Origin of the sequence: Cribrihabitans pelagius (assembly GCF_048820915.1) — a bacterium.
Classification (GTDB): Bacteria; Pseudomonadota; Alphaproteobacteria; order Rhodobacterales; family Rhodobacteraceae; genus Cribrihabitans_A; species Cribrihabitans_A pelagius.
In genome coordinates this window covers 46,470-70,289 of sequence record NZ_JBMERR010000013.1, presented here as the reverse complement: position 1 = coordinate 70,289, position 23,820 = coordinate 46,470, and the positions used below count along the sequence as shown (strand labels likewise).

Annotated in this window: 22 protein-coding genes; 7 read left to right on the top strand and 15 right to left on the bottom strand. The window is 67.0% G+C overall.

Annotated elements, in window-relative coordinates; translation table 11 throughout:
* Positions 1-62: 62 nt before the first annotated feature.
* From ACOHX0_RS12860 to ACOHX0_RS12845, 4 genes are all read right to left on the bottom strand, one after another.
* Positions 63-2,513, bottom strand: a complete 2,451-nt coding sequence (locus ACOHX0_RS12860) for a GcvT family protein (RefSeq protein ID WP_420677240.1) — start codon at positions 2,511-2,513, stop codon at positions 63-65.
* A gap of 64 nt (positions 2,514-2,577) precedes the next feature.
* Positions 2,578-3,147 (bottom strand): helix-turn-helix domain-containing protein, encoded by a 570-nt coding sequence (locus tag ACOHX0_RS12855; RefSeq protein ID WP_420677238.1) that lies wholly within the window; start codon positions 3,145-3,147, stop codon positions 2,578-2,580.
* Between the two features lie 216 nt (positions 3,148-3,363).
* Positions 3,364-3,819, bottom strand: coding sequence for a GAF domain-containing protein (locus ACOHX0_RS12850; RefSeq protein WP_420677237.1), 456 nt, complete (start codon positions 3,817-3,819; stop codon positions 3,364-3,366).
* A 105-nt stretch (positions 3,820-3,924) separates the two neighbouring features.
* Positions 3,925-5,097: a thiolase family protein gene (locus ACOHX0_RS12845; RefSeq protein ID WP_420677235.1), complete on the bottom strand. Its 1,173-nt coding sequence runs from the start codon at positions 5,095-5,097 to the stop codon at positions 3,925-3,927.
* A gap of 95 nt (positions 5,098-5,192) precedes the next feature.
* Between ACOHX0_RS12845 and ACOHX0_RS12840 the strand changes: the two genes are divergently transcribed.
* Both ACOHX0_RS12840 and ACOHX0_RS12835 read left to right on the top strand, forming a co-directional pair.
* A complete protein-coding gene (locus tag ACOHX0_RS12840; RefSeq protein ID WP_420677234.1) occupies positions 5,193-5,537 on the top strand; it encodes an STAS domain-containing protein in 345 nt (114 codons plus the stop codon).
* Between the two features lie 35 nt (positions 5,538-5,572).
* Positions 5,573-6,028 (top strand): ATP-binding protein, encoded by a 456-nt coding sequence (locus tag ACOHX0_RS12835; RefSeq protein WP_420677233.1) that lies wholly within the window; start codon positions 5,573-5,575, stop codon positions 6,026-6,028.
* Positions 6,029-6,254: 226 nt separating this feature from the next.
* Here the strand turns inward: ACOHX0_RS12835 and ACOHX0_RS12830 are convergent, their stop codons facing one another.
* On the bottom strand, positions 6,255-6,410 hold the full coding sequence (locus ACOHX0_RS12830; RefSeq protein ID WP_420677232.1) for a hypothetical protein: 156 nt from the start codon (positions 6,408-6,410) through the stop codon (positions 6,255-6,257).
* 605 nt (positions 6,411-7,015) lie between these two features.
* Here ACOHX0_RS12830 and ACOHX0_RS12825 point away from each other — a divergent pair.
* Positions 7,016-8,593 carry a gamma-glutamyltransferase family protein gene (locus tag ACOHX0_RS12825; RefSeq protein WP_420677231.1) on the top strand — a complete coding sequence of 526 codons (1,578 nt, stop codon included), beginning with the start codon at positions 7,016-7,018 and terminating at the stop codon, positions 8,591-8,593.
* A gap of 136 nt (positions 8,594-8,729) precedes the next feature.
* Here the strand turns inward: ACOHX0_RS12825 and hspQ are convergent, their stop codons facing one another.
* Positions 8,730-9,056, bottom strand: coding sequence for a heat shock protein HspQ (hspQ, locus tag ACOHX0_RS12820; RefSeq protein ID WP_420677230.1), 327 nt, complete (start codon positions 9,054-9,056; stop codon positions 8,730-8,732).
* 265 nt (positions 9,057-9,321) lie between these two features.
* Here hspQ and ACOHX0_RS12815 point away from each other — a divergent pair, with 265 nt between their 5' ends.
* A complete protein-coding gene (locus ACOHX0_RS12815; protein ID WP_420677228.1) occupies positions 9,322-9,909 on the top strand; it encodes a transglycosylase SLT domain-containing protein in 588 nt (195 codons plus the stop codon).
* Positions 9,910-10,121: 212 nt separating this feature from the next.
* Here ACOHX0_RS12815 and ACOHX0_RS12810 read toward each other — a convergent pair whose 3' ends face one another.
* From ACOHX0_RS12810 to ACOHX0_RS12795, 4 genes are all read right to left on the bottom strand, one after another.
* Positions 10,122-10,700, bottom strand: a complete 579-nt coding sequence (locus ACOHX0_RS12810) for a LolA family protein (protein ID WP_420677226.1) — start codon at positions 10,698-10,700, stop codon at positions 10,122-10,124.
* A gap of 81 nt (positions 10,701-10,781) precedes the next feature.
* Complete coding sequence (locus ACOHX0_RS12805) at positions 10,782-13,853, bottom strand: DNA translocase FtsK (RefSeq protein WP_420677225.1); 3,072 nt, start codon at positions 13,851-13,853, stop codon at positions 10,782-10,784.
* Positions 13,854-13,975: 122 nt separating this feature from the next.
* Complete coding sequence (locus ACOHX0_RS12800) at positions 13,976-15,154, bottom strand: aminotransferase class I/II-fold pyridoxal phosphate-dependent enzyme (protein WP_420677224.1); 1,179 nt, start codon at positions 15,152-15,154, stop codon at positions 13,976-13,978.
* Positions 15,155-15,266: 112 nt separating this feature from the next.
* On the bottom strand, positions 15,267-16,598 hold the full coding sequence (locus ACOHX0_RS12795; protein WP_420677223.1) for an amidase: 1,332 nt from the start codon (positions 16,596-16,598) through the stop codon (positions 15,267-15,269).
* A 109-nt stretch (positions 16,599-16,707) separates the two neighbouring features.
* Between ACOHX0_RS12795 and ACOHX0_RS12790 the strand changes: the two genes are divergently transcribed.
* Positions 16,708-17,934 (top strand): FAD-dependent monooxygenase, encoded by a 1,227-nt coding sequence (locus ACOHX0_RS12790; protein ID WP_420677222.1) that lies wholly within the window; start codon positions 16,708-16,710, stop codon positions 17,932-17,934.
* 410 nt (positions 17,935-18,344) lie between these two features.
* Here the strand turns inward: ACOHX0_RS12790 and ACOHX0_RS12785 are convergent, their stop codons facing one another.
* The 5 genes from ACOHX0_RS12785 to ACOHX0_RS12765 form a co-directional block, all read right to left on the bottom strand.
* A complete protein-coding gene (locus tag ACOHX0_RS12785) occupies positions 18,345-18,557 on the bottom strand; it encodes a Trm112 family protein (RefSeq protein WP_420677221.1) in 213 nt (70 codons plus the stop codon).
* Positions 18,554-19,198, bottom strand: coding sequence for an LON peptidase substrate-binding domain-containing protein (locus tag ACOHX0_RS12780; RefSeq protein ID WP_420677219.1), 645 nt, complete (start codon positions 19,196-19,198; stop codon positions 18,554-18,556). The genes ACOHX0_RS12785 and ACOHX0_RS12780 overlap by 4 nt, the downstream gene beginning before the upstream one ends.
* Positions 19,199-19,224: 26 nt before the next feature.
* The gene (locus ACOHX0_RS12775; protein WP_420677218.1) at positions 19,225-20,160 is read right to left on the bottom strand and encodes a tetratricopeptide repeat protein; all 936 of its coding nucleotides are present in this window, start codon (positions 20,158-20,160) and stop codon (positions 19,225-19,227) included.
* Positions 20,161-20,248: 88 nt separating this feature from the next.
* Positions 20,249-21,037, bottom strand: a complete 789-nt coding sequence (locus ACOHX0_RS12770) for an exodeoxyribonuclease III (protein ID WP_420677217.1) — start codon at positions 21,035-21,037, stop codon at positions 20,249-20,251.
* A gap of 257 nt (positions 21,038-21,294) precedes the next feature.
* Positions 21,295-21,981 (bottom strand): response regulator transcription factor, encoded by a 687-nt coding sequence (locus tag ACOHX0_RS12765; protein WP_420677216.1) that lies wholly within the window; start codon positions 21,979-21,981, stop codon positions 21,295-21,297.
* A gap of 170 nt (positions 21,982-22,151) precedes the next feature.
* Between ACOHX0_RS12765 and ribA the strand changes: the two genes are divergently transcribed.
* Entirely contained in the window at positions 22,152-23,240 is a 1,089-nt protein-coding gene (gene ribA / locus ACOHX0_RS12760) for a GTP cyclohydrolase II (protein WP_420677215.1), read from the top strand.
* Positions 23,237-23,767: a L,D-transpeptidase family protein gene (locus tag ACOHX0_RS12755; RefSeq protein WP_420677214.1), complete on the top strand. Its 531-nt coding sequence runs from the start codon at positions 23,237-23,239 to the stop codon at positions 23,765-23,767. The genes ribA and ACOHX0_RS12755 overlap by 4 nt, the downstream gene beginning before the upstream one ends.
* Positions 23,768-23,820 lie beyond the last annotated feature (53 nt).

Genomic DNA, 23,820 nt, shown 5'->3' with positions numbered 1-23,820 from the left:
CGATACGGGCGGGCGGTTTCGAAAAGCGGCCCGGAACACCTGCCCCGGACCGCCGGATAGCGTCAGGCGCGCAGCCGGGCGTTCTCCGGATCCCAGATCGGCGCATCCTCCTGCACCACCGCGCGGCATTTCTCGCCGTAGATGTCGATTTCCAGTTCGGTGCCCGGCTTGGCCAGATCGGCCCGCACCATGCCCAGTGCGATGGAGGCATTGACCCGGTAACCCCAGTCGCCGCTGGTGGTCTCGCCCACGATCTCCCCGTCCTTCCAGATGCACGACATGTAGGGCGCATCCGCTTCGCCGGCCTCGACGATGAGGGCGACAAAACGCTTCGTCGGCCCCTGCTCCGCCTCGGCCTGAAGCGCGGCCTTGCCGGGGAAGTCCTGCTGCTTGTCGAGCTTCACGAAGCGGCCGAGCCCGGCCTCCAGCAGCGAATAGTCGCTGGAGAGATCGCCCTTCCAGGTGCGGTAGCCTTTCTCGATGCGCAAAGAATTCAGCGCATACATGCCAAAGGGCTTGGCCCCGCCCGCCACGATCGCCTCGTAGATTTCGGGCTGATGGGTGTTGGCGCAATGCACTTCCCAGCCCAGCTCACCGGCAAAGGAGACCCGCGCGAGGAACGCGGGCTTGCCCGCCACCGTGGCCTCCTGATGGGTGAGCCAGCCGAGGTTGAGGTCAGCGTCCGAAATCCCCGCCAGGAGCGCGCGCGATTCCGGCCCGGTCACGATCATGGTGGCAAATTCAGTGGTGTGATCGGTAAGGCTCAGCCCCTTGGGCAGCGCCTTCTCCAGCACCTCGAAATCGTGCCATTGCGCGGCGCCTGCGGTGATCAGGGTGAAATGGTCCTCGCCATGGCGGAGGCAGGACATCTCGGTCAGGATGCGGCCGCGGGGGTCCGCGAAATAGATCAGGTTCATCCGCCCGGCCTTGGGCAGCCCGCCGGTTACCCGGCCGCGCAGCCATTCCGCCGCGCCCTCGCCGGAGAGGTTGAAGCGCGAGAACCCCGGCAGGTCGAGCACGCCCACATGGTCGCGCACCGCCTCGCATTCCTCCTGGATACGCTTCTGCCACGGGCCGGAGCGGCCCCAGGTGTGCGTCGCTTCTTCCGAGGTGTCATCGCCGGGCTTGGCGAACCAGTTGGCCCGCTCCCAGCCGTTGTAGACGCCCATCTGGCCGCCCAGCTCCTGCACGCGGTCATGCACCTGGCTGATCTTCTTGTCCCGCGCGGCGGGCCATTCGTGATGCGGGAAATGCATGGCGTATTCGTTGCCGTAGACCTCCATCCCCTTTTTCACGCAGTAGTCGTGATCGGTGTAGTCGGTGTAACGGCGCGGATCGACGGCCCACATGTCCCATTCGGTCTGCCCATCGACGATCCATTCCGCCAGCACCTTGCCCGCACCGCCGCCCTGGGCGATGCCGAAGGTGAAGACGCAGGCCTCATACGCGTTGTCGACGCCGGGCATCGGCCCGATCAGCGGCAGCCCGTCGGGCGCATAGGGGATCGGCCCGTTGATCACGCGCGCAACACCCGAGGTGGCCATCAGCGGCACCCGCTCCATCGCGTCGGTCACGATGTCCTCGATCCGGTCAAGATCGTCGGACCAGAGCTGGAAAGAGAAGTCATCCGGCATCGGGTCCGCCTCGGTGTCCCAATGCGCCCGGCAGTTGGGCTCATAAGGGCCGAGGTTGTAGCCGTGCTTCTCCTGCCGCAGGTAGTAGGAGACATCGACGTCCCGCAGCAGCGGCAGTTTCTTTCCGCCGTTCGCCTTGGACCATTCCTCGACCTCGGGGATCTCCTCGGTCAGCAGGTACTGATGGCTCATCACCATCATCGGCACGCTGCGCCCGCCGTAGGGTTTGAACCACTCGCCGACACGCTGGGCGTAATAGCCGGCCGCGTTCACCACGTAGTCGCAGGCGATGTCGCCTTTCTCCGTATGGACGATCCAGGTCTTGTCCGGCTGCTGGGTGACACCAGTCGCGGGACAGAAACGGATAATCCGCGCACCCATGTCGCGCGCGCCCTTGGCCAGCGCCTGGGTCAGCTGGGCGGGGTCGATGTCGCCGTCGGTCGGATCAAACAGCACGCCTTCCAGGTCATGGGTCTCCAGGAAGGGGTAGCGCGCCTTGGCCTCCTCGGGGCTCCAGATCTCCATCTCAATGCCCTGGTAGCGGCCCATGGCGCAGGCGCGCTCGAACTCCTGCATCCGCTCCTTCGTGTGCGCCAGCCGGATTGAGCCGGACTGGTGGTAGTTCATCGGGTAATCCACCTCTTCCCCGAGCCGCTCGTAAAGACCGGTGGAGTAGCGCTGCATGTTCATGATCGACCAGGAGGTCGAAAAGGTCGGCACATTGCCCGCCGCGTGCCAGGTGGAGCCTGCAGTCAGTTCGTTCTTCTCCAGAAGCACGCAGTCGCTCCAGCCCTTCTTGGCCAGGTGATAGAGTGACGAGCAGCCAACGACGCCGCCGCCGATGATGACCACACGGGCCTTGTTTGGAAAATCGGACATGATCGCTCCCTGTTTCTCAGTCCAGTTGCGGCGCTGCGGCCGCGGCTTGTTGTCCTCACCCGCGTCAGTAGACCGGCGGCGCAATCACCCAGACCGCCACCGCGGGTTCTTCATAGGGATTGGACCATTGGTAGGCCTCGTGCCGGATGCGGAAACTGTCGCCGGGGCCGACGGTGAAGGCGCGGCCGCCGATCACCAGATCCAGCCGCCCCGAGATCACATAGCCCACCTCCTGCGTCGGTCGGTCCGCGGGCGCCTGCATCCGTGAATGCGGCCGGAAGGTGGAATGCACCATCTCGAAATCATCGGTCAGATCGGGGGACAAAAGCTCCTCGATCAGCCCCTCCTCGCCAGACCCCATCGGACGGCGGCTGCCCGCGCGCACGATATAGCCGTGCTCCCCGGCCGGGGCGCCGGCATGGGCAAACAGCATCGACATCGGCACCCCCATGGCCCGTGCGATCTGGCGCAGGTCCGAAATCGAGGGCTCCGACAGGTCGCGCTCCACCTGGCTCAGCCAGCCGACCGAGCGGTTCAGCTGCGCCGCGGTCTCCGCCAGCGTCAGGCCGCGCGCCTTGCGCAGGGCGCGGATGTCGGCACCCAAGGTTGCTGCGGGCAGGGTCTGGTCGTTCACAGCAGCGCTCCCAGCTTCGTGAAATTCAGCTCTCAAATTTCACGATGCAGCGAGTCGCTGAAATTTCCAAGCATTTTTTCACGGGAGACCGCAGCCACAAAAAAACCGGCGCAAGCCCTTGCGCCGGCTCATGTACTTTTGGCTCCAGTACTTTCTGACCCGAAATACTCTGGGGTGAGGCCGCAGGCCGAGGGGCAAAGCCCCTCCCCCGGCTGCTCACACCGCTGAAAACACCTTCGCGAGAATCGCCGCCAGCTGCTCTGCATCCTCGCCCGTGAAGGCATCGGGCAAATCGCTGTCGATGTCGAAGACCCCGATCAGCGCCCCAGCCCCGTTCAGGACCGGCAGCACCAGTTCCGACCGGGTCGAGGAGGCGCAGGCGATATGGCCCGGGAAGGCCTCCACATCCGGCACCAGCTGCAGTTCGCCCGTGCGCGCCGCCGCGCCGCAGACGCCGCGGGAGAAGGGGATCTGCAGGCAGCCGTGGCCGCCCTGGTAGGGGCCGATCTTCAACAGTTCCGGCTCGGTCACGCGGTAGAAGCCGGTCCAGTCGAAGCGGTTGTCGGCGTGGTGCACCTCGCAGGCGACCGTTGCCATCAGCGCGACCGCGTCGGTCTCGCCCTCGCACAGCGCCGCGATGGTCTTGGCCAGGGTTTGGTAGTTTACCCGCATGGGCCTCTCTCCTTCATCTGGGGGGAGGGGGCTGTCTGCCCCCTCTTGACCTGACGGTCAATTCACCCCCGAGGGTATTTTCGGCCAGAAAGTAGAAGGGGCGGATCAGACCCGCTCGATCGCAATCGCGGTGCCTTCACCGCCGCCGATGCAGATCGCGGCGATGCCGCGCTTCAGCCCGCGCTTTTCCAGCGCGTTCAGCAGGGTGACCATGATCCGCGCGCCGGAAGCGCCGATCGGGTGGCCCAAAGCGCAGGCGCCGCCGTTCACGTTCACCTTCTCGCGCGGGATGCCCATCTCGCGCATGAAGGCCATCGGCACCACGGCGAAGGCTTCGTTCACCTCCCAGAGGTCGACGTCGGCGACGGTCCAGCCCAGCCGGTCCATCAGTTTCTGCGCAGCAGGCACCGGCGCGGTGGTGAACCAGCCGGGCGCCTGGGCGTGGCTGGCATGGCCGAGCACCCGGGCGCGCACCGTCAGGCCTTGCGCCTCTGCGGCTTCTGCCGAGGCCATCACCAGCGCCGCGGCCCCGTCCGAGATCGACGACGCGTTGGCCGCCGTCACCGTGCCGTCCTTGCGGAAGGCCGGTTTCAGGGTGGGGATCTTTTCGGGGCGTGCCGATTTCGGCTGTTCGTCGGCGTCGGTCACCAGTTCGCCCTTGCGGGTCTTCACGGTGACCGCGGCAATTTCATCCGCAAAGGCGCCGCTTTCCTGCGCCTCCAGAGCATTCGCCAGCGACTTCAGGGCGTATTCGTCCTGGGCCTCCCGGCTGAACTGGTACTTCTCCGCGCAGTCCTCGGCGAAGGTGCCCATCAGGCGGCCCTTGTCGTAGGCGTCCTCCAGCCCGTCGAGGAACATGTGGTCAACCACCTGGCCATGGCCGATTCGGGCGCCGCCGCGCATCTTGGGCAGGAGATAGGGCGCGTTGGTCATGCTCTCCATGCCGCCGGCGATCATCGTGTCCGCCTGGCCGAGCGCGATCTGGTCGAAGGCGATCATCGCCGCCTTCATGCCGGAGCCGCACATCTTGTTGAGCGTGGTGGCGGGGACCTCCTCGCCGAGGCCTGCGGCAAAGCCTGCCTGGCGCGCCGGGGCCTGGCCCTGGCCTGCGGGCAGCACGCAGCCCATCAGCACCTCGTCCACGGACTTGGCGCCCGCGCCTTCCAGCGCCGCCTTGATGGCCGCGCCGCCCAGGTCGGCAGCGCTCACGCCATCATACATGCCCTGGAAGCCGCCCATCGGCGTGCGCGCGGCACCAGCGATGACAACATCTTTCATTGATTTTTCCTCCAATCATCAAAATTACACATACAGAATGGTAAGCTTTGAGGTCTAGAGTGCAGCGGGACCACCTATCACTCCGGGGAAGAAAAATGAGCCTGACAACGACAATGACGGACGATGCGCAGATCGTCAAAGTCAACGCGGATCGCATTGATGCCGCCATGGCCATCCAGTTCAAGGAAGACATGCGCAGCGAGACCGAAAGCGGGCCGGAGCGGGTGATTCTTGACCTGTCGGAAGTGCAGTTCATCGATTCCAGCGGCCTCGGCGCCATTGTGGCGGCGATGAAACAGCTGGACGGCGGACGCAGGCTGGACCTGGCCGGGCTTACGCCGATGGTCGAGAAGGTTTTCCGGCTGACCCGGATGGACACGGTATTCAATCTCTATGCATCGCTCGGCGAGGCAACCTCCCCGGCGCAGGCAAACACGTGACACCAAGCGCGCTGGCGGCGCAAAGCGAGAATTTGATGGTAAAGACCTTCGCCTGCTCGTTCACGGCCACCGACATAGATGCCCGCGAGGGCATCGCTGGCATCGTGTCGCGGCTTCGCGCGCTCGGTGTGCCGGGGAAGCGCGCGGACGAGGTGCAGATTGCGCTGACCGAGGCAGTCAATAATGTGGTTGAACATGCCTATGCCGGCACCACGCCGGGCGATGTGACGATCGATTGCAAGCTGCATGCCGAGCGGCTCTACGTCAGCATCCGGGACGCCGGCGGCCCCTACCCCGGCGGCCGGCTGCCCGAAGGCAAGGCCGCGGACGTCAATGTGCCGCATACCGACTTGCCTGAAGGCGGTTTCGGCTGGTTCCTGATCCGTGAGCTGGCCAGCCAGATCGAATACGAGCGCACCGGCGGCGGCAACAACCTGTCGCTGTGCTTCGAAATTAAAGTCAGCGGCCAGCCCGCAAGCGCCCGCAACTGATATCCGGCAGCTGACGCTGCAGCCACAATGAAGCCTGCGGAATGCATCAGGCGGATTGCGGCGGGATATGCCTGTAACTTCTGTTTCCCGCTTGCGGTGCCCGGCTCGGCGCTGGCAGGGATGTGGCAACTGGCGCGCGCATTGCCCGGCCGGGCAGTGAACTTCCGGCCGTGATCCCGGGCGGGGCCTTGGGAACCATCGCGTTCCGCGCAACCGGCCACGCCATTCACCGGTCCACCCCGATCAACTCCAGCGCTTTCCGGTCCGCGACCGCCAACTGAGCCGCGGCCTGGGCCTCACCCGGCGGCCGCTTGCTCACCGTCTGGCGGTGATGTTTTGGCCAATGCTCGGTCACGGTTGCCTCGATGCGCAGGAAGTTCATGCTGCCACTCCGCGCTGTTAGTTCGCTCGCGGTTCAACCAACCCCGCACGCGAAGCTCACTCTGCCGCCTACTCGTCCTCAATAAACTGGACGCGCAGGATGCCCAGCTGGCCACCTGCTCGCGGATCATGCCTGCGGGGAGGGTCTTGGCGGTTGCAAGCGGCGCCGGCACAGCCCCTCCAGTTCAATTCGGCGCCACGCGCGAGTTGGATGAGACCCGCTATGCCTGCACGCGGCGCACTCCCCGTGCCTCCCCGCCGCGGTGTCCGGCCACCCCTGGAGACGCCTGCTGCCGCCGACGGATTCCGCGCCGCGGGAACAGGGGTGCCCCCCTTGCGCAGATTTGACGCCCCGCCGCAATCGCGCCCCATTGCGGACCAAGCCCCGCCCGAAATATCTGCAAAAGATAAATTCATAGCTGAAATAAGCTCTGCCCCGGCACCGCGCAGATAGCCCCCACCATCGGGCGGTGCCGGGGATTTTCTCCCGCGCCAATGCCCCTTCCAATCAGCCCTCTGATGGCGCCGCTGCGTCAGGCCGCTTTGCGGATTGCCAATGGCTCCCCTTGCCTTAGGGTCATGCCCGGCAGCAACAGGAGGTGAGCCATGCGGGATTTCCATCAGAACGGCCGGTCTGCGGTCTTTGCCGGGAACGGCATATGCGCCACCTCGCACCCTTTGGCGGCGGCAACTGCTGTCGACATCCTGAAGAGCGGCGGCAATGCGATGGATGCAGCCATTGCGGGCGCGGTGCTGCTGGGGATCTGCGAGCCGCAGATGACCGGCATCGGCGGTGACTGCTTTGTGCTCTTTTCCCGTCCAGGCTCATCGGAGATCCAAGCGCTGAATGGCTCGGGCCGGGCGGCGGCTGCGGCCAGCGCGGCGGATCTGCGCGCAGAAGGCTTGAGCGCAGTGCCGCTGGGCAGCCCGCATGCGGTGACGCTGCCGGGCGCCATTGACGCCTTCTGCCGCCTGGCTGAGACCGAGGGCAAGCTGGGGCTGGCGGCGCTTCTGGAGCCCGCAATCCGTTATGCCGAGGAAGGCGTTCCGGTGGCGCCGCGTACCGCCTTTGACTGGCAGAACAGCGCGGGGACGCTGCAGCGCGCTGCCCGCAAGGCTTATCTGCACGGCGGCAAGGCGCCCTCGGCAGGGGTTCTGTTCCGCGCGCCGGGCCAGGCCGAGGTGCTGCGCCGTATCGCCCGGGACGGGCGCGATGCCTTCTATACCGGCGAGGTGGCAGAGGACATGGCCGCCGCCCTCACCGCCCTGGGCGGGGTGCAGACGATGGAAGATTTCGCAGCGGTCCGCGCAGACACCGCGGAGCCGGTCTTTGGCACCTACAAGGGCATCGAGCTGGGCGAGCATCCGCCCAACGGCCAGGGGGCGACGGCGATCCTGCTGCTGAACATCCTGAAGCATTTCGACATCGCGGGTATGGACCCCTTCGGCGCCGGACGCGCCCATATCGAGGCCGAGGCCAGCAAGCTGGCCTATGATGCGCGCAACCGCTTCCTCGCCGATCCGGACCACACCACGCGGCTTCAGCACATGCTGGCACCGGAGACCGCGGCCCAGCTTGCCGCGCTGATCGACCCGCGCCGCGCCATGGCTGACGCCGCGCCGCTGAGCGAGGCGGTGCACAAGGATACGGTCTATATCACCGTGGCCGACAAGGACGGCATGGCGGTCTCATTGATCTATTCGATCTTCCACAGCTTCGGCTCGGGCATCGCCTCGGAGAAATTCGGTATCCTGATGCAGAACCGCGGCGCGGGCTTCACGCTGGAGCCGGGCCATGCAAACGAGATGGCAGGGGGCAAGCGGCCGATGCACACGATCATCCCCGCGATGCTGCGCCGCGACGGGCGGGTTCTGATGCCTTTCGGGGTGATGGGCGGCGCCTATCAGCCCACCGGCCATGCCCGGCTGCTGACCAACATGACGGATTTCGGCATGGACCTGCAGGCGGCGATCGACGCACCGCGCTGCTTTGCCGTTGGCGGCGTGCTGAAGGCAGAGCGCGGCTACAGCGCGGCGGTGCTGGAGGAGCTGGCCGGGATGGGCCACAAGATCGAGATGCCGGAAACACCTCTCGGCGGGGCGCAGGCGATTCTCATGCATGACTCCGGCGTGCTGGAAGGCGGCAGCGACCCGCGCAAGGACGGCTGCGCGCTGGGGTATTGAATCAGGGGTTCTGCGTCAGGGCTTTTGGCGCTGGCAAATAAGGCTGGGGTACTGAACACGGTCCGGAAAGGGGCCGGCCTGCTCTGCTCTGCCCTGCTCTTCCCAGCCAGCCCGGACCGCGCGCGCGAAGGCCGCGTCAGTTCAGCTGGAACTCCAGGGAATAGGCGCCGCCGTCGAACTGGCCGAACATCTCGGGCACGTCGGGGTGGCCCACCGGCTCGCCCGAGTAATCGGCCACAAGGTTCTGCTCCGAAACATAGGCGACGTAGTAGGACTGCTCGTTCTCTGCCAGCAGGTGATAGAAGGGCTGCGCCTTGTGCGGGCGGCTGTCCTCGGGGATCGCCTGATACCATTCCTCGGAATTGGCAAATTCGGGATCGACATCAAAGACCACTCCGCGGAACGGGTGTTTGCGGTGCCGGACGACTTGCCCCAGATTGTATTTCGCGCGCGTTCTCAACATGGTTCTCCAGCTCCCATTCTTTTTAAATAGCGCTTCCTGCCGGGAAAAGTCCAACCGTTGACGGAGAATTCCCGGGAAACAGTCTGTGAGGACACCCGTTACAGTGGCGGTTTCCCGCCGCTGGGCGGGCACTAACAGCAGCGTTCGCGCGCGCGGGCTGCTGCGCTGCGGCAGCCTCGCTAAGCGTCCCTTGCGCTTGGAAATTGATTTTCACACGGGCAGCAATCCGGTAGACTCGCGGCAAAACAAAAAAGTGGCAGAGGCAATGAGCAGAATCATCAGCGCCCTGGTTCTCCTGCTGGGGCTTGCGTCCTGCGGGGGCGGGTACAACGAGCCGCCGCGCAACCTGGACAACGCGTGCAGCATTATCAAGCAACGTCCGGAATACCTGAAGGCCTTCCGCGCCACCCAGCGCCGCTGGGGGGTGCCTGTGCATGTGCAGATGGCGACGATCTACCACGAGAGCCGGTTCCGCGGCGATGCGCGCACGCCGCACCAGTATCTCCTCGGGGTGATCCCGGTCGGGCGGCAGTCGAGCGCCTACGGCTACAGCCAGGCGCTGGACGGCACTTGGGACGACTACCGCCGCGACACCGGGCGGCGGCGGGCCAAGCGGGACCGGATCAAGGATGCCACCGACTTCATGGGCTGGTACATGGCCCGCAGCCGGGCCAAGAACGGCATTCCACTTTATGACGCGCGCAACCAGTATCTGGCCTATCACGAGGGCCACTCTGGCTATGCCCGCGGCAGCTACCGGCACAAAGCCTGGCTGATGCGGGTGGCATCGCGCGTGGAGTCGCGGTCGCGCACCTACCAGGCGCAGCTGGCAACCTGCCGCCACTACCGCTGAGCCGGACTTCGCCCGCGCCCCGGCTTGGCCGCGACACAACCGGCCTCCGCCGTGCTCTGAGGCCGGGGCGCTCCCGCCCGGCGTCAGGCGCTTTCCAAGGAAAGCGCGCACCGCCAGTTAAGCCGGGCAGCGCGCTTGCGCGCGCTGCGGGCGCTTTCCTGCAAGTGACGGTTCAGATCAGCGTACAGGCTGCCGCTGGCGGGCCATAAGGCTCAGCGGTTGCGGCCGGGGCGGAACAGCGAGCCGGGCAGGCCGCCGCCGGTCTCCAGCGCGCCCAGTACCACCGTGGTGCTGCTGCCCGCGCTGTCATGCACCACCCATTTGCGCAGCTCGACCGGATTGCCGGTGAACATCATCTCAATGCTGCCATACTCGGGATGCGCCGGATCCTGCGCCCGCACCACGGTGGAGGTGCCGTCGAAGCTGTGGCCCACCACCATGTTGGCGCGGCCGAGGTCGACGTTGCGCGCCAGGATGATCGACAGCGGCGTGCGGCTGAGCGGGTAGGTTTCGGGCGGCTGGTTCGACTTCGGGTCCTCGATCACCACGGCGCCGCCGCCGGCGATCACCGTGCCGCCCTTTTTGTCATACTCGAAGCGCATCCGGCCCGGCCGGTGCATGTAGAGTTTGCCGGTGGACAGGCTGCCATCGCCGTTGATCTGGGTGAACGGCGAAGACGCGGTCGAGATCCCGTTCAGATAGCGCGAGATCTCGTTCAGGCTGAGCTTCTCGGCGGCCCAGGAAGCGGGGGCCGCGAGGATCAGCGCAAGGGTGAGTGCAATCCGTTTCATGGGATCAACATAGGAGCGGGTCCGCAAATGTGAAGATGCCGGCCCCGCAACGGGGCCGGCATCGGCAGATTATTGTGCAGGTTACTGTTCGGGCACCAGAATTTCGCGCTTGCCCACGTGGTTCGCCGGCGAGACCACACCTTCCTCCTCCATCTGCTCGACCAGGCGGGCGGCCTTGTTGTAACCGATCGCCAGCTTGCGCTGGATGTAGGAGGTGGAGCACTTGCGGTCCTTGACCACAATCGCCACCGCGGTGTCGTAGAGCGCATCTTCGGTATCGGTGTTGCCGCCGGTGGAGAGCCCGAGCACCGCGTCGATGTTGTCGGCCTTTTCCTCGTCGGGACCGTCCAGCACACTTCCAACGTAATCCGGCGGGCCGAACTGCTTGAGGTGATTGACCACCTCCTCGACTTCCTCGTCCGACACGAAGGGACCGTGGCAACGGGTGATCTTGGCACCGCCCGCCATGTAGAGCATGTCGCCCATGCCGAGGAGCTGCTCGGCGCCCATCTCGCCCAGGATGGTGCGGCTGTCGACCTTGGAGGTCACCTGGAACGAGATCCGGGTCGGGAAGTTGGCCTTGATGGTGCCGGTGATCACGTCGACCGAGGGGCGCTGGGTGGCCATGATCAGGTGGATGCCGGAGGCCCGCGCCATCTGCGCCAGACGCTGGATGCAGGCCTCGATCTCCTTGCCCGCCACCATCATCAGGTCGGCCATCTCGTCGACGATGACGACGATATAGGGCAGCGCGACGGGCTGGAATTCTTCGGTCTCGAACACCGGTTCGCCAGTGTCGTCGTCAAAACCGGTCTGCACCGTGCGCGAGAACATCTCGCCCTTCGCGAGCGCTTCCTTCACGCGGCCATTGAAGCCTGCGATGTTGCGCACGCCCATCTTGGACATCTTGCGGTAGCGGTCTTCCATTTCGCCCACCACCCATTTCAACGCCACCACGGCCTTCTTGGGGTCGGTGACCACGGGAGAAAGCAGATGCGGGATGCCGTCATAGACCGAAAGCTCCAGCATCTTGGGATCGATCATGATCAGGCGGCATTCCTCGGGCGTGAGCTTGTAAAGCAGCGAAAGGATCATGGTGTTGATTGCAACCGACTTACCGGAGCCGGTGGTGCCCGCAATCAAGAGGTGCGGCATCTTGGCGAGGTTGGCGACCATGCTGTCGCCGCCGATGTCCTTGCCAAGCGCGAGCGGCAGCGCCTGGTTGCCGTCGCCGAAGTCGCGGCTGGCGAGGATTTCGCGCAGGACCACCTTCTCGCGGTTCTCGTTCGGCAGTTCGATGCCGATCACGGTGCGCCCCGGCACCGTGGAGACCCGCGCCGACAGCGCCGACATCGAGCGCGCGATGTCGTCGGAGAGGCCGATCACGCGCGAAGCCTTGAGGCCCGGGGCCGGCTCCAGCTCGTACATGGTAACGACGGGGCCGGGGCGGACCGAGACGATCTCTCCCTTCACACCATAGTCATCGAGCACCGATTCCAGCATCCGGGCGTTTTCTTCCAGAGCCTCGTCGCTGAGGTGATGGCGTTCGATGCCCTGCGGGTTGGTGAGCAGGCTGAGAGGCGGAAGCTCGAAGTCGCTCTCCGCCTCGGTGAAGGCGAGATTGGGCTGCGCTTCGGCCTTGGCGCGGGCCGAGGGCTGGGCCGGTTTCGGCGCCGGCTTGCTGACCACCGCCTTGCGCGGCTCGGCCTTGGGCAGGTCGACGGTCAGGCGGGGGCCGGGTGCTCCGGCCGCGGCGGGAGCATCGTCGGGGGCCGGGGTGGCAGGCGTTTGGCGCAGGACGCGGCTTACTTCCGGCACAGCGGATATGCCGCCCGGCAGGCTGCTGGGCAGGGCCTCAGACGGCACGTGGTCCGGCTCCACCTCGGGCCAGTCCATCCCGCTGTCCTCCTCTGCCGCGGCATAGGCAACCTCGGACGGGATCTCTTCCGCCGGGGGCTGCCAGTCGGGCGCGCGCGCGGCGGAGAGCGGCGGCACCGGCGCACCGGTCAGCGGCGGCTCCGGCGGGAGGCCAGCTGCCGCAGGATTGGGGTTGAAGATCAGCGGTGCCGGACGTCGGCCGCGCCCCTTGGTCAGCGGCAGCTCCGGGTCGTGCGCCGGGGCGCGCTCGGCGGCGCGGCGGATGCGCACCGCATTGGCAATCTTCTCGGAAATGCGCGTCTCGCCGGGCTGGGCGTCTTCCGCCATGTCCTCGCCATAGGCGTGATAAGCTGTCCCGGCAGGCTCCGGTTCGGGCGGAGCGCGGCGGATCAGGCCAGGCACACGGGCGAACAGGCCGGTTTTGGCGGGCGCTTCGGGCACAGAGGCCGGCGCGGGGGCCGCGACCGGCGGGGCGGCGGGGGCGCAGCTTTCTTCGGGGTAGTCCTCGAAGATGTCGGAATCCGGATCGTCATAGTCATAGGCGTCGTTCCCGGCATCGAACTCTGCCGCCCGCTCTGCCTTCGTGCGCCGGTAGGTCATCGCGGCCTGCAGCCCGCTGGAGGCGCCGCGGCCCAGAAGACCGGCGGCGGCGTCATAGGCCAGGATCAGCCCGACCATCACCCGGCGCAGGCCCGATTTCACCTCGGGCCAGGTGAAGCCCAGCACTGTGCTGCCCAGCGCCAGCATCCCCGCCGCGGTCAGCAGCGACATCAGCTTCACCATGAACTGCAGGCTGACCGGCAACAGCGACAGCAGCGCGCCGAGGAAGGTATAGCCGACCATGCCGCCAAGGCCCGAATGATGCGCCGCCTGCCAGGCGGGGCTGGTGTTCAGCGTCTCCATGTGCAGCGCAACCACCAGCAGCCACGGCACCGACAGCAGAAGCGGCCAGATTACGCGGTCCTCGCCCCGGTGCAGCACGAAACGCGCGCCCCAGACCGCGAAGAACAGCGGCAACGCCCAGCTGGCGAGACCGAAGAGCGTGATAAGGATGAAGGAGATCGAGGCGCCGGGGCGGCCCATCCAGTTCTGCACCGGCGCATCGGTGGAGACCATCCAGTTCGGATCGTCCGGCGTGTAGCTGCCGATCATTGCCGCCAGGGCGAGGCCGAGCCCGATCAGGACGACCCCGATCAGCTCCTTGCCGCGCTTTTCGATGGCTGCCTGCATGTTGCTGTCAAGCAGCGGATCGCGGCTGCGGGATTGAAATGCCATGCCTACCTCGGTTCCGTTTCCTTGCCGGCCCTGCCCCGCTGTTTGCCGCGGGGTTCAAGCGGCCGGTCCGTTTCTTGCTCTTGGCGCGACGGCCTGCGGACACGCGGGCCGCCGGGCAGCGGTCAGTACAGGCAGCCGCGCAGCGTCGTGAGTGCTGCGCGGGTCTGTTCCGCGGGGGCGACCAGCGCCACCCGGATGTATTTCTCGCCGGGGTTCCGGCCCGGTTCGCCTTGCGCCAGATAGGCGCCGGGCAGCACCCGCACGCCGGTCTCCTGCCAGAGCTTCAGCGCCGCGCGCTCGCCGTCCTCGACCGGCAGCCAGAGGAAGAAGCCCGCCTCCGGCGCCATGTAGCCGTCGAGCCCGGCAAAAACCTTATCCGCGATGGCGTATTTCTCCCGGTAGAGCGCGCGGTTTTCCTGCACATGCGCCTCGTCCGCCCAGACTTTCGCGGCGGCGGCCTGCAAAGGCCCGGGCAGGGGCGCGCCGGAATAGGCGCGCAGCTGCTTGATCCGCTTCAGGCTTTCCGGCCCGCCCGCCACCAGCCCGGAGCGCAGCCCCGGCAGGTTCGAGCGCTTCGAGAGCGAATTGAACAGCACCACCCGCTCAGGGTCCGCGCCCAGTTCCTGCGCCACGGTCAGCGCGCCGACGGGCGCCGCATCCCGGTAAATCTCGGAGTAGCATTCGTCGGCGAAGATGCGGAAGTCGTGCTTTTCAGCCAGCCGGATCAGCCGCTCCCAATAGCCGCGCGACGCAACCGCGCCCTGCGGATTGGCAGGCGAACAGATATAGGCGACGGCGGTACGGTCGAGCACTTCTGCGGGCAGGCTCTCGTAGTCGGGCAGATGCCCGGTCTCGGCAGTGGCCGGCACAAAGACCGGCTCCGCCCCAACCGAGATCGTCGCCACCATGTAGACCTGATAAAACGGGTTCGGGATCAGCACCGCCGGGCGCTTGCCGTTCTTCACCTCCGGGCACAGCGCCATCGCCGCATTGTAGAGCCCCTCGCGGGTGCCGTTTAGCGCCATGACGTTGACCTCGGGATCGAGGCTCACGCCATAGCGGCGGCCGATCCAGCCGGTGATCGCGCCGCGCAGTTCAGCCGTGCCGTCATTCGCCGGATACTGATTGAAGGCCGCGGCGTTTGCGGCAATCACATCACTCACCCATTGCGGGAAAGCGTGTTTCGGCTCGCCAATGGTCATATGCACCACGTCCCCGCCCGGGGCGTGGTGGTCCAGAAGCGCGCGGAGGCGCGGAAAGGCGTAGGCAGGCAGGTTCGCGAACCGCTCTGGGAAAGTCATGATTTTCAAGCCTCGGACACGGGATCATGGGCGCCCCGTTTGCGCGTCAGGTTACAGTGAGGGGGCGGATGCGTCCACCCGGTGATCGCCCGGCGCGGGGCGAATGTGGCATTCAGACAAGAGCGGCCTCCACCGCGGCGCCGATGCGCAGGAGCGCCTCCTCGCCGTGGGGCTTGCCCAGGAGTTGCAGCCCGCAGCTTGGGGTGCCGGTGGGCAGCGACAGGCCGCTCAGCCCCATCAGGTTGCCGACGCGGGTGTTGCGGAGCGCGAGCAGGTTCGCCTTCACGTAGTAGTCCCGGTCGCTTTCCAGCCGCGCCACGTTGGGCGGCAGGTTCGGCGCGGTCGGGCTCAGCACCGCGTCAAAGCCCGCGACAGCCCCGCCCCATGCCGCGCGGTACTGCTCCAGCTTGCTCCAGGCGGCGACGTAATCGGGGCCGGAGAACTGCGCGCCGGTGCGGAAGCGTTCGAGGATCTCGCCATACATCAGATGCGGCGCCGCCTCGATCACGTCCTTCCAGAGGCCATAGGCCTCGGTGGTGTAGAGGATCGGGCTGAGGTCCATCGCCTCTGCCAGCGCCGGAACCTCAATCGGCACGATCTCCGCGCCCGCATCGCGCAGCCGGTCCAGCGCGGCGGCATGGGCGGCGGCAACCTGCGGATCGATGTCCGAGAGCACCACGGTCTGCAGGTCGGCAAAGCGGCGGCCCTTCAGCGGCGGCGGGTTGCGCAGGTCCGGCCCGGCAGTGCCTTCGAGCAGGCCAAGGAGCAAGCCCGCGTCCTCCATCGACCGGGCGAGCGGGCCGATGGTGTCGAACTTGAGGCAGAGCGGCACCACGCCGTCGAGCGGAATGCGGCCCGAGGTGGTCTTCAGCCCCACCAGATCGTTCCAGGCCGCCGGGATACGCACCGAGCCGCCGGTGTCCGAGCCGATGGCCCCCGCCGCCAGGCCATGCGCGACCGAGGCCGCCGCGCCCGAGGAGGACCCGCCAGGCGCGGCCTCCGGATCGTTCACGTTGGGCGGCGTCGCGGTCACCGGGTTGAAGCCGAGGCCGGAGAACGCCAGCTCGCTCATATGCGTCTTGCCGAGGCAGACAGCCCCCATCTGGGTAGCATTGCGCAGCACCAAGGCATCGCGCTCGGGAACCCGCCCCTTCAGCAGCGCCGATCCGGACTCGGTGGCAACGCCCGCGCTGTCGAACAGGTCCTTCCAGCTCAGCGGCACCCCGTCGAGGGGCGAGCGGCGCAGGCCGGCCCTCGCGCGTTCCTCGGCGGCTTCGGCTTCGGCCAGAGCGCGGTCATGGGTTACCTGGGTGTAGATCCGGCTGGCCTGCGGGTGAGCATCGATTGCCTCCAGGTAGCTGCGGGTGAGCGCCAGCGGGCTGATCTCGCCCGCGCCGATGCCGCGCCCCAGGCCGGCGGCCGTCATTGTCAGCCAGTCGTTCATTCGCTCGTCTCCCCATGCGTTTGCGGCAAACGGTAGCGGCAGCGCGGGGCAGGCACAATCCCGCGCTTGGCGGATGGACAATCGCGCTGGCAGCGGCATATTGCGGGGCATGAAAAACAGCTCTGATATCCTGATCGTGGGCGGCGGGCTGAACGGCCCCGCCCTGGCCCTGGCGCTTGCGCAGACCGGCCACAGCGTCACCGTGATCGACGCGCTGAGCCCGCCGCAACTGGAGGACGAGACCTTCGACGGGCGCGGCTATGCGCTGGCGCTGGCCTCGCAGAAGCTGCTGGCCCAGATCGGTGTCTGGCCCGCGGTGGCGGATCACGCCCAGCCGATGCTGGAGATCAAGGTGACCGACGGCCATGCGGGCCTGGGGCCCTCGCCCTTCTTCCTGCACTTCGGCGGCGATGAGCTGGACGAGGGCCCGATGGGCTACATGGTCGAGGACCGCTACCTGCGCCGCGCCTTCCTCAGGGCGATGGAGGCCGCGCCCGGCATCACCCTGGTGCACGGTCAGCGGGTGGTGGCGCAGGCGGTGGAGCCGGGCGGCGTCAGCGTCACCCTGGAGGATGGCAGCGTCTTACATGGCCAGCTGCTTGTGGGCTCGGACGGGCGCCGGAGCGGCACCGCCGCGCGCGCGGGCATCAAGCGCAGCGGCTGGGACTACGGCCAGACCGCGCTGGTCTGCGCGATTGCGCATGAGAGGCCGCACAATGGCGTGGCACACCAGTTCTTCATGCCGCCCGGGCCGCTGGCGATCCTGCCGCTGCCGGGCAACCGCTCCTCCATCGTGTGGAGCGAGCGCCGGGAGACGGCGGAGGCAATTCACGCAATGGACGATGTCGGCTACCTGGCCGCGCTCAGGCCGCGGTTCGGGGATTTCCTGGGGGAAATCTCGCTGGCCGGCAAGCGCTTCACCTACCCCTTGAACCTCACCATCGCCAACAGCTTCACTGCTGCGCGGCTGGCGCTGGTGGGCGACGCGGCACATGGGGTGCATCCGATCGCGGGCCAGGGGCTGAACGCGGGCTTGCGCGACGTAGCGGCGCTGGCCGAGGTGGTGACCGAAGCCGCCCGCCGCGGCGAGGACATCGGTTCGGAGCTGGTTCTGGCGCGCTACCAGCAATGGCGGCGCTTTGACACCGCGACGCTAGCGGCGGCGACGGACATGTTCAACCGGCTGTTTTCCAACGACAACCCGCTTCTGCGGCTGGGGAGAGATATTGGCATGGGGCTGGCACAGGCGGTACCCGGGCTGCGCCGCGGCTTCGTGCGCGAGGCGGCGGGGCTCACCGGAGACCTGCCGCGGCTCTTGAAGGGGCAGGCGATCTGAGCCACAGCACAATGTGCGCGGCAGACGCTGCCCGCATGGCATCTGTGGAGCAAGGCGGCGGGCCGCCTCCCGCCAGCTTCGAGCCCTCCCGCGGGGATGGCCCTGCACAGTTGGGCCTGACAGCGCGCTGCGGTTTGCGCCGCACACGATCCTTGCCACCGCACCCAGACCGCTTCGAAGCACCGCTTTGCCTTGCCCGCAGCAAGCAGAACCGATGCGATGAAATCGCCGCGGCGGCAGAGCAGCCGCTCCGCGCGGCAGCGCGGAGCCCGGCCCAACTCTGCCATGGGGGCCGACGCAGCCGGGCACCTGCGGAGGCGGGAGCGCGCCCCTGCCGCCAGGCAAGACATGGAGGGGAAATGCCTCGGATGCGCACCCCACGCACCGGGGGGCGCAGGACGCGAGGGATGTCAGTCCAGCGTGCGCGCCTCGTCTTCCAGCATCACCGGAATGCCGTTGCGGATCGGGAATGCGAGGTTTGCGGCGCGGGAGATCAGCTCCTGCGCCCCGGCGTCATATTCCAGCACTGTCTGGGACAGCGGGCAGACCAGCGCTTCCAGCATCCGCCGGTCGAAGGCGGGAGCTTCCTTGGCGTCCGCGTTGAGAGCCTCTTTCTCCGTCATTGCAGAATTTCCTCGTGTGTCCCGCCGCGCAGGGTGTATTCGATCAAAGTGACCAGCGTTTCCCGCCTTGTGGCAAGACAGGGCGCCTCGAGCAAGGCCTGCTTGTCCTCGGGATCGAATTCCAAGAGCATCGACAGCGAGTTGATCAGCAATTCGTCATCCGCCTCCTTCAGCGATTCCCAGTCGGTCGATAGCCCGCGGGCCACGAAGAACCGCTCCAGAAGGTCTAGGAAGGCATGCCGGTCGAGGCTGGTATCGGCCTCGGTGCGGCCAAGGTCGCGCTCGAAGCCGTTCCAACTGACATCGCAGCGCCGGTAGGGGGTGAAGCCGTCGGCCTCGCCGGTGATGCGGAAGCGCGATACGCCAGAAAGGGTAATCAGGTAGCGTCCGTCCTCGGTTTCGGAGAACTGGGTGACCCGGCCCGCGCATCCGATCACGTGCAGCCCCTCGGCGCTGCCATTGCCGGCTGGGCAGGGCTGCACCATGCCGATCAGCCGCTGCTGGGACTTCAGCGTGTCTTCAAGCATTTGCAGGTAGCGCGGCTCGAAAATGTGAAGGGGCAGACGGGACCGGGGCAGCAGAAGCGCCCCGGGCAAGGGGAACACGGGGATCGTGTCCGGCAGATCAGCGGCCTGAATCATAGAACAGAGTTAGTGCTGCCCCTTTGTTAGGCAAATATCATCGAGCTCAGCTTGCGGCGGCCATTCAGAACCACCGGATCATTGGGCTTCAGCGCACCGAAGATAGTGAAAAGCTGCGCCTTGGCCGCGCCTTCGTTCCATTCGCGGTCGCGGCGGAACAGCTCCAGCAGCTCGTTCACTGCGCCCTCGGCGTCGCCCGATGCATGCAGCGCCTGGGCGAGATCGAAACGGGCCTGGAGATCGTCCGGGTTTGCGTCCACCGCGGCGCGCAGATCACCCACGGGGCCTGCATTCTCGGCCTGGCGGGCCAGTTCGATCTGGGCCCGGGCGGCCTCGATCTCCGGCGCATCAGATATCTCCGCCGGGGCGCCGTTCAGGATCGCCTCGGCCTGTTCCAGATCGCCAAGCGCGATGTGCGACCGCGCCAGCCCGCCGAAGGCCGCGGCGTTGTTGCCATCCTCGCCCAGGATCGCGGCAAAGGTCTGCGCCGCGTCGGCGGCCGCGCCTTCAGCCAGCATCTGCTCCGCCGCTTCCAGCGCCTCGCCCAGTCCGCCGTCGGCGGTGCCGCCCGCGGCCTCGATCGCGCGCTTCAGGAAGGCGTCGATCTCGCTTGGCGGCAGTGCGCCCTGGAACATGTCGACAGGGCGGCCCTGCACGAAGGCCACGACGGTGGGAATCGATTGCAGCGGCAGGCCCTGCTGCGCCAGTGCCTGCGCCAGGCGCTGGTTTTCGTCGACGTTGATCTTGGCCATGGTGACCGCACCCTTGGCGCGCGCCACCGCCGCCTCCAGCGCCGGGCCCAGGGTCTTGCAAGGGCCGCACCAGGGCGCCCAGAAGTCCACGATCACCGGCGCCTGCATCGACGCCTCGACCACATCCTGCATGAACGACGCCTCAGTCACGTCCTTGATCAGGTCACCTGCCGGGGCCGCTTCGCCCGCGTTGCCGATAATATCCATCATGTCACTGTTCTCCCGCATGGAACTTGCCCCCTATATGGAATCGGCCGCGGCAGAAACCAAGAGAGGAGTTGGGCCCGGCCCGCACGCCTCATAGATCGAAGGTGGCAAAGACCGGCGCGTGGTCGCTCGGCTTCTCCCAGCCGCGGGCGTCGCGCAGGATGCGGCTGGAGTGGCCCGCCGCGGCAATATCGGCGCTGGCCCAGACGTGATCGAGCCTGCGGCCCTTGTCGGCCGCGTCCCAGTCCCGCGCGCGGTAGCTCCACCAGCTGTAGAGCCGGCCCTCGGGAATGTCCTGGCGGGTGATGTCGGCCCAGCCGCCGGCCGCCTGCACCTCGGCCAGATGCGCCACTTCTACCGGCGTGTGGCTCACCACCTTCAGCAGCTTCTTGTGGTCCCAGACGTCATCCTCGCGCGGGGCGATGTTGAGATCGCCGACGAGGATCGACTTCTGCGGCGTCTCGGCCCGGAAGGCGTCGCGCATTTCCGTCAGGTAGTCGAGCTTCTGGCCGAATTTCGCGTTTACCTCGCGGTCCGGCACGTCGCCGCCCGCGGGGACATAGAAGTTATGGATGGTGACACCGTTCTCCAGCCGCCCGGCGATGTGGCGGGCGTGGCCGAGGCCCGCGTAATCCGCGCTGCCCGCCTCCTCGATCGGCAGGCGGGAGAGGATCGCAACGCCGTTGTAGCCTTTCTGGCCGCGGCCGATCATGTGGGTGTAGCCAAGCGCCCGGAAGGCTTCCACCGGGATCTTCTCCACCGGGCTCTTGCATTCCTGCAAGCAAAGCACATCCGGCGCCTGCTCCTGCAGGAGTTTCAGCACGATGGGCTCGCGCAGGCGGACCGAGTTGATGTTCCAGGTGGCAAGGGTGAAGGGCATTGCGGATCTCGTCTCAGGGGCGTTTCAGGGACGTTTCGGGAGCGTCTCAAGTCTGCTGCGGCGCGATACTGCCCGCACGGGGGCGAAAGCTCCAGAGGCGATTGCAACGTCCGCTCCTTGCGGCGAGGTCATCGGGACGAAAAAAAGGCCGGGCGCAAGGCCCGGCCAGTCCAACAGGGAGGTGCACATCATGACCCGGATGTGCGCGGGATCTCGTGGGGGCGCGCGGCGGTTGCCGCTTCCCCGCCCCGTATGCCTCAGCCGACCAGACGGTATCCGCCTGATTCCGTCACCAGAAGGCGCGCATTCGACGGATCGGGCTCAATCTTCTGGCGCAGCCGGTAGATATGCGTCTCCAGCGTGTGGGTGGTGACACCGGCGTTGTAGCCCCAGACCTCATGCAGCAGCACATCGCGCGGCACCACGCCGTCGCTGGAGCGGTAGAGGAACTTGAGGATGTTGGTTTCTTTCTCGGTCAGGCGGATCTTGCGGTCATCCTCGGTCACCAGCAGCTTCATCGCGGGCTTGAAGGTATAAGGCCCCAGCGCAAAGACCGCGTCCTCCGATTGCTCGTGCTGGCGCAGCTGGGCGCGGATCCGGGCAAGCAGCACCGGGAACTTGAAGGGCTTGGTGACATAGTCGTTGGCGCCGGCATCAAGCCCGAGAATGGTGTCGGCATCGCTGTCATGGCCGGTCAGCATCAGGATCGGCGCCTTCACGCCCTGCTTGCGCATCAGCCGGCACAGCTCGCGCCCGTCGGTATCGGGCAGCCCCACGTCGAGAATGATGAGGTCATAGAGCGCTTCCTTCGCACGCTCCATCGCGCCCTGCCCGCTCTCGGCTTCGAAGACGTCGAAATCCTCGGTCATCACGAGCTGTTCGCTCAACGCCTCGCGAAGGTCCTCGTCATCGTCGACCAGCAGAATTTTCTTAAGCTGCGCCATTGGCTATCCTCCTGTCTGCCCTTTCGAAAATGCGCATCCACCCGCCCCGCGGCAAGGGATGCTGCAGAAGTTTCACGCCGACGTGTCCCGGGGAAGGGAATTGTTTCACTTTCCCCGCGTTCCGACTTAGGTATGGTCTGCCCGCCCGAAACTGCACGACGGAACCGCCCATGAGCCTGATGCCCACCGTGATCGAACTGCTCGCCCGTGCCCGGGTCGATTTGCGCATGGGGCTGCCGGTGGTGCTGACATGTGCGGGCGAGGCGGCACTGGCGATCTCGGTCGAAACGCTGGATGCCCCCCGTCTGGCAGAGATGCGGGCGCTTGGCGATCTGACGCTGGCACTTACGGCGCGGCGGGCCGACACGCTGAAGGCCCGGGTCTATGACGAGGATATTGCCCGGGTGCGGGTGCCTGCCTCCGGCGATCTGGACTGGATCCGGTCGCTGGCGGATCCGGCCGGCGATCTCGTTACGCCGCTGAAGGGGCCGCTCTCCAGCCTGCGCGAGGGCTCGGCCGGGCTGCACCGGCTGGCGATTGCGCTGGTGAAATCGGCACGCCTCCTGCCCGCTGCGGCGCTGGTGCCGGTCACGGATGCGGCAGGCTTTGCCGCCGCGCACGGGCTGACGGTGATTGCCCGCCGCGCCGCCGAGCCGCTGCTCACCGAAAGTTCCCCCCTGCACCCGGTGGCCGCCGCGCGCCTGCCGATGGACGCGGCGGAGGCCGGACGGCTGCACATCTTCCGCCCCGAGGATGGCGCCGAGGAGCATTACGCGGTGGAGATTGGCAAGCCCGACCGCAACAAGCCGGTGCTGGCACGGCTGCATTCGGCGTGTTTCACCGGCGATGTTCTGGGCTCGCTGAAATGCGATTGCGGCCCGCAGCTGCGCGGCGCGCTGATGCAGATGGGGGCCGAGGGCGCGGGCCTGCTGCTCTACCTCAACCAGGAGGGCCGCGGCATTGGTCTTGCCAACAAGATGCGCGCCTATTCGCTGCAGGATCAGGGCTTTGACACGGTGGAGGCCAACCACCGGCTGGGGTTCGAGGATGACGAGCGCGATTTCCGCCTCGGCGCGGCGATCCTGAAGAAGCTGGGCTTCTCGCAGGTGCGGCTCTTGACCAACAACCCCAACAAGCTCGCGATGATGGCCAAGACCGGCATCGAGGTGGCCGAACGGGTTCCGCTGAAAGTTGGCGAGAACCTGCACAACCGGCACTACCTCGCCACCAAGGCCAGCAAATCGGGCCATATGCTGTGACCTCCCCGGCAGCGTCTCCTGCCGACCTGGTGCTGACGCCGCGAGGGGTGCGCTTCTGGGGCCGGCTGCTGCCGTGTTCCATAGGCAAGGGCGGGATCACCACTGCCAAGCGCGAAGGCGACGGCGCCACACCCGCAGGGCTTCACCGCATCGCGGGGATGCTCTACCGCCCGGACCGGGTGCGGCGGCCCGCGGACTGGGCCGAGCCGATCGGGCCCGGGGATCTGTGGTCGGATGATATGCGCGATACCGGCTACAACCACCATGTCCGCGTGCCCTACCCGTTCAGCCACGAGCGGTTGCGCCGGGGTGATCCGCTCTACGATCTGGTGCTGGTGATGGACTGGAACTGGCCGGATGCGGTGCCGGGTGCCGGCTCGGCGATCTTCATCCACCAATGGCGCAGGCCCGGCTACCCGACCGAAGGCTGCATCGCCTTTGCCCGCCGCGATCTGCACTGGCTTGCGGCGCGGGTGCGGCCGGGCACGCGGGTCATCGTGCCGCCCGCCGGTGGGCACCGCCCGTAGTTCCGGGCAGCAAGCCGCGCGTTGCCGGCGCGCGCGGGGGCGATCCGAACGGG

Excerpts from the sequence above, each read along its gene's own strand:
- ACOHX0_RS12860 (WP_420677240.1), bottom strand. The coding sequence starts at position 2,513 with ATGTCCGATTTTCCAAACAAGGCCCGTGTGGTCATCATCGGCGGCGGC.
- ACOHX0_RS12850 (WP_420677237.1), bottom strand. The coding sequence starts at position 3,819 with ATGCGGGTAAACTACCAAACCCTGGCCAAGACCATCGCGGCGCTGTGC.
- ACOHX0_RS12845 (WP_420677235.1), bottom strand. The coding sequence starts at position 5,097 with ATGAAAGATGTTGTCATCGCTGGTGCCGCGCGCACGCCGATGGGCGGC.
- ACOHX0_RS12840 (WP_420677234.1), top strand. The coding sequence starts at position 5,193 with ATGAGCCTGACAACGACAATGACGGACGATGCGCAGATCGTCAAAGTC.
- ACOHX0_RS12835 (WP_420677233.1), top strand. The coding sequence starts at position 5,573 with ATGGTAAAGACCTTCGCCTGCTCGTTCACGGCCACCGACATAGATGCC.
- ACOHX0_RS12830 (WP_420677232.1), bottom strand. The coding sequence starts at position 6,410 with ATGAACTTCCTGCGCATCGAGGCAACCGTGACCGAGCATTGGCCAAAA.
- ACOHX0_RS12825 (WP_420677231.1), top strand. The coding sequence starts at position 7,016 with ATGCGGGATTTCCATCAGAACGGCCGGTCTGCGGTCTTTGCCGGGAAC.
- hspQ (WP_420677230.1), bottom strand. The coding sequence starts at position 9,056 with ATGTTGAGAACGCGCGCGAAATACAATCTGGGGCAAGTCGTCCGGCAC.
- ACOHX0_RS12815 (WP_420677228.1), top strand. The coding sequence starts at position 9,322 with ATGAGCAGAATCATCAGCGCCCTGGTTCTCCTGCTGGGGCTTGCGTCC.
- ACOHX0_RS12810 (WP_420677226.1), bottom strand. The coding sequence starts at position 10,700 with ATGAAACGGATTGCACTCACCCTTGCGCTGATCCTCGCGGCCCCCGCT.
- ACOHX0_RS12805 (WP_420677225.1), bottom strand. The coding sequence starts at position 13,853 with ATGGCATTTCAATCCCGCAGCCGCGATCCGCTGCTTGACAGCAACATG.
- ACOHX0_RS12800 (WP_420677224.1), bottom strand. The coding sequence starts at position 15,154 with ATGACTTTCCCAGAGCGGTTCGCGAACCTGCCTGCCTACGCCTTTCCG.
- ACOHX0_RS12795 (WP_420677223.1), bottom strand. The coding sequence starts at position 16,598 with ATGAACGACTGGCTGACAATGACGGCCGCCGGCCTGGGGCGCGGCATC.
- ACOHX0_RS12790 (WP_420677222.1), top strand. The coding sequence starts at position 16,708 with ATGAAAAACAGCTCTGATATCCTGATCGTGGGCGGCGGGCTGAACGGC.
- ACOHX0_RS12785 (WP_420677221.1), bottom strand. The coding sequence starts at position 18,557 with ATGACGGAGAAAGAGGCTCTCAACGCGGACGCCAAGGAAGCTCCCGCC.
- ACOHX0_RS12780 (WP_420677219.1), bottom strand. The coding sequence starts at position 19,198 with ATGATTCAGGCCGCTGATCTGCCGGACACGATCCCCGTGTTCCCCTTG.
- ACOHX0_RS12775 (WP_420677218.1), bottom strand. The coding sequence starts at position 20,160 with ATGATGGATATTATCGGCAACGCGGGCGAAGCGGCCCCGGCAGGTGAC.
- ACOHX0_RS12770 (WP_420677217.1), bottom strand. The coding sequence starts at position 21,037 with ATGCCCTTCACCCTTGCCACCTGGAACATCAACTCGGTCCGCCTGCGC.
- ACOHX0_RS12765 (WP_420677216.1), bottom strand. The coding sequence starts at position 21,981 with ATGGCGCAGCTTAAGAAAATTCTGCTGGTCGACGATGACGAGGACCTT.
- ribA (WP_420677215.1), top strand. The coding sequence starts at position 22,152 with ATGAGCCTGATGCCCACCGTGATCGAACTGCTCGCCCGTGCCCGGGTC.